4 protein-coding genes are annotated in these 3996 nt (G+C 69.0%); 3 read left to right on the top strand and 1 reads right to left on the bottom strand.

What is annotated here, in order from left to right; all coding sequences use genetic code 11:
* Positions 1-483 precede the first annotated feature (483 nt).
* The 3 genes from FHS88_RS20170 to FHS88_RS20180 are packed head-to-tail and all read left to right on the top strand — an operon-like array spanning position 484 to position 2719.
* On the top strand, positions 484-990 hold the full coding sequence (locus tag FHS88_RS20170) for a DUF2924 domain-containing protein (protein WP_211842850.1): 507 nt from the start codon (positions 484-486) through the stop codon (positions 988-990).
* Complete coding sequence (locus tag FHS88_RS20175) at positions 987-2339, top strand: recombinase family protein (RefSeq protein ID WP_184487286.1); 1353 nt, start codon at positions 987-989, stop codon at positions 2337-2339. Before FHS88_RS20170 ends, FHS88_RS20175 begins: the two co-directional genes overlap by 4 nt.
* Positions 2336-2719: a hypothetical protein gene (locus FHS88_RS20180; protein WP_184487287.1), complete on the top strand. Its 384-nt coding sequence runs from the start codon at positions 2336-2338 to the stop codon at positions 2717-2719. Before FHS88_RS20175 ends, FHS88_RS20180 begins: the two co-directional genes overlap by 4 nt.
* 335 nt (positions 2720-3054) lie before the next feature.
* Here FHS88_RS20180 and FHS88_RS20185 read toward each other — a convergent pair whose 3' ends face one another.
* Positions 3055-3867 carry an FkbM family methyltransferase gene (locus tag FHS88_RS20185; protein WP_338146690.1) on the bottom strand — a complete coding sequence of 271 codons (813 nt, stop codon included), beginning with the start codon at positions 3865-3867 and terminating at the stop codon, positions 3055-3057.
* Positions 3868-3996 lie beyond the last annotated feature (129 nt).

Raw genomic sequence — 3996 nt, forward strand, 5'->3', positions numbered from 1 at the left:
GCCTGCCGCCAAACACCGAAACCGAACTCACAGGCCGCTTCCAGGCCGCCGCCACGCCTCCATCGCCCGATCAGGCGGGTTTCGCAGAGGTCTCCTGGGGTTGAAGGAAGCCATGTGTCGCCATCGCTGATTGGGGGGAGGTCAGCAGTGTGAACAGGCTTCCTTCCTGGCATATGTTCCTATTTTGTTCAAGCCTTCCAGCGGGTACCCCGACAGGTGCTGCCCGCTCCCCGGTATGTGCGGCCACGATCTCCAGGCCACGACGAGCATGCCGAATCTTACCGTCGCGCCCGGCAGCGCGATGCCCTCATCATTGCCGCCCCACCTCCGCGAGGTCTGCGACCTGCTCGCCCGTGGCCTGCTGCGGCTGCGCAGCCGCGCTGCTGAGGAAGCTGCGCGCGACGCTGTGGACCGCGGAGAGCGGTTGCTACACTTCGCGGCCACCCAGCGCCTGCATGCGAACCGGACCACCCGGAGAGACGCATGACGCGCACCACGAAGCCCAAGCCCCAAACCGCACCGGCGTTCACCGCCCCGGCCATCCCGCCGGCCGACGTGCTGGGCCGCCTCGCCGCCCTCAAGACCGCCTCCACGCCAGCACTGAAGCAGCAGTGGCGGGAACTCTTCGGCACGGAGCCGCCGCCCTACAACCGGCGCTTCCTGGAAAGCCGCTTGGCCTATCGGATCCAGGAGCTCGCCTATGGCGGGCTGAAGCCGGAGACGCTGGCGCGGCTCGAGGCGCTCGGCGAACAGCTCGACGGCGGGAAGGTCACCGTCCGCCGTATGCGCGGCGACGACAAGCCGATCGCCGGCACGCAGTTGATCCGCGAATACCAGGGTGTCGAGCACGTGGTGACCGTCACGCGCGACGGGTACGACTATTACGGCCGCCCCTACCAGTCGCTCTCGGCCATCGCCCGCGCCATTACCGGCACGCGGTGGAACGGGCGCGTGTTCTTCGGGCTGCGCCCGAGCCGGGGCGCAGTATGAAGCGCGACACAAAGCCGGCCAGCGCGATGCCGGCGACAGTGCGGAAGCACCGCTGCGCGGTCTACACCCGGAAGTCGAGCGAGGAAGGCCTCGACATGGCGTTCAACTCCCTCGACGCGCAGAGGGAGGCGTGTGAGGCCTTCATCGCCAGTCAGCGCGCGGAGGGCTGGGTGCTGGTGCGCGACCGCTACGACGACGGCGGCATCTCCGGCGGCACTCTGGAACGCCCGGCCCTGAAACGCCTCGTCGCTGACATCCAGGAGGGGCTGGTGGATGTGGTGGTGGTCTACAAGATTGATCGCCTGAGCCGATCGCTGGTCGACTTCACCAAGCTGGTCGAGGTGTTCGACGCGAACAACGTAACCTTCGTGTCGGTCACGCAGAGCTTCAACACGACCACCAGCATGGGCCGCCTGACGCTGAATATCCTGCTCAGCTTTGCCCAGTTCGAGCGCGAGGTCATCGGCGAGCGGATCCGCGACAAGGTGGCGGCATCGCGCAAGCGAGGCATGTGGATGGGCGGCTTTGTTCCGCTCGGCTACGACGTACGAGAGCGGAAGCTGGTGGTGAACGACGCCGAGGCCGCGCTGGTGCGACGGATCTTCCAGGGCTTCGTCGAGATGGAATCCTGCACCAAGCTGGTGCAGGTGCTGCGCGCCGAAGGCGCCACCACCAAGCGCGGCCGCCCGCTGACCAAGAGCGACGTCTACCGCATCCTCAGCAACCGCGTGTACCTCGGCGAGGCGGTGCACAAGGGCACGGCCTATCCCGGCGAGCACGACGCCATCGTCAGCCAGCAGCAGTGGGACGCGGTTCACGCGGTCCTGCAGGTCAGCCCGCGGGTGCGGGTCAACCGGACGCGGAACACCACTGCACCGCTTCTGCGGGGGTTGATCTTCGACAGCGACGGCCGCGCCATGTCGCCGAGCCACAGTCGCGGCCGGGGCGGGCAGATGTACCGTTATTATGTCAGCCAGGCGGTCCTGAAGGGTGGCGCGACCGAGCGGCCGGCGATCGCACGGTTGCCGGCCGGCGAGATCGAAGCGGCGGTGGTCGCGCAGGTGCGTGCGCTGCTCCGGCAGCCCGAGATGGTGGTGGGCACGTGGCGGGCGGCGCGCGCGACGGCGTCGGACGTGACGGAGCAAGAGGTGCTGCTGGCGCTGGAACGGATCGAGCCGCTGTGGGATGAGCTCTTCCCCGCCGAGCGGGCGCGCATCGTTCGGTTGCTGGTGGACCGCGTCGACGTCCGGGCCGAGGGCGCCGCGGTACGGCTGCGGTTGGACGGGCTCGGCAGCCTGGTGAGCGACCTCGCCGCCCAGGCCCCTGAGGCCGGAAGGGCCGCGCCGTGAGCGACGCGACGCAGACCCTCACGGTGGTGATCCCGCTTCGGGTGAAGCCGCGCGGCGGGCGGAAGACGATGGTCACGCCGGGCGTGCTGGCGCTGGAGCGTCGGCAGGACATCACGCTCATCAAGGCGGTGGCGCGGGCCTTCCGATGGCGGCGGATGCTGGAGTCCGGGCGCTTCGGCACGATCAACGAGTTGGCCGCGGCCGAGAAGATCAACTCGTCCTACGTCTCCCGCGTGCTGCGGCTGACGCTGCTGGCGCCGTACATCGTGGAGGCGATCCTGGACGGGCGGCAGCCGGAGGGGATGACGGTGGCGGTGCTGTTGGAGCCGTTTCCGGTGGGGTGGCGGGAGCAGATCGAGGCGCGATTCCACCGGCTATAGCCGTACACCGTCGGCGTCCATGCTATCGCTGGCCGTCGCCTATCGCCGGGTGATGGGCGAGACCCTACACGACGGTCCCGCCAGGGCCGCAGCCGAAGAGGCGTGGCGCGCAGCCGGCGGCGCCCCCCGCGCCGACCTTGCCCTGCTCCTGGCCGAGATCAGCGGCAGGCACAGCGCCTGGTTCTGGGCCCCGGCTGCGCGCCGCATCGCGTGGGAGTAAGCGCACCTGCGCCGCCTCGGCTTCTGGCCCCCGCCGCACGACCGATCCCGGTGGCCCCCGATCCCGCCGCTCCCCAGGGGTGGGAGCCGCCCGGCTGCGAACCCAAGCTGAGCTCTCAGAAGCGGGCTGCCTCCAGCAAGGCGCGGCTGGCGTAGATCGTGTTAACGAAGGTATAGCCAAAGAAGACGTAGCCCTTTCCGCGCATCATCTCGACGGTGGATGCGGCGGCGCGGCCGGTCGCGCAATCCTCGGCGTCGTTCTCGACGATGATGACCTTGGGCGCGAAGCGGCCGAAATCTAGTTCGCCCAGCAGCTCGGCATCGAGCCCTTCGACGTCAAGCGAGAGCAGGTCGATCCGGCCGTCGGCGAAATGTCGGCCGAGCAGCGTGTTGATGGTGGCGCAGCGCACGCTGAACTCGCGCCGTACCCCGCCCTTGCCCAGCGCCTCGGCGAGCGCCGAATGCTCGGGGGAGATGGAGCTCCAGCCCCGGTCCTCCATGGCGTAGAAGGTGATGCTGTCCTGGTGCGCCAAGCGCTCGGGCACGACCGCGACCTGCTCGACGGCATCGCCGGGGCGGTGGTGGCGGTATTCGGGCAGGTAGTCGGGATCGGCCTCCACAAGCAGTCCGCTCCCGCCGGCCTTCCGGAACAGGTAAGTATTGTTGTCGTAGACCGGATGCGCGGCGCCGATGTCGGCGTAGCGCACCGGCCCCTCATGCCCGGCGATCCGCAAGATGAAGGCGACGAGCCGGTCTTCCCCGCACTGCGAGAAGGACTCCGCGCCGCTGGGGCCGGTCGGCGCAGACGACGGAGGCGGCTGCAGCTGCGCAACGGCGGAGGCGAGCGCGTCCAGGCGCGACATCACCTCCGGCCCACGGCTGCCAAGCTCGGCCTGGTAGCGCATGAACTCTGCTAGTTTCCGCTTCACCTTGGACAACATGTGTCTCCCGTCCCTGGCCTGGGGCTAGGCCGCGTGGACAAACCTGATCCACAGTCGGATGGAGGCGAGTGTCGCGAAGCCGAGGAAGCTCTCGGCGGTCTGGTCGTAGCGGGTAGC

Origin of the sequence: Neoroseomonas alkaliterrae (assembly GCF_014199195.1) — a bacterium.
In the GTDB taxonomy this organism is placed as follows: Bacteria; Pseudomonadota; Alphaproteobacteria; order Acetobacterales; family Acetobacteraceae; genus Neoroseomonas; species Neoroseomonas alkaliterrae.

Coding starts and splice junctions, on each gene's coding strand:
- FHS88_RS20170 (WP_211842850.1), top strand. CDS start 484: ATGACGCGCACCACGAAGCCCAAGCCCCAAACCGCACCGGCGTTCACC.
- FHS88_RS20175 (WP_184487286.1), top strand. CDS start 987: ATGAAGCGCGACACAAAGCCGGCCAGCGCGATGCCGGCGACAGTGCGG.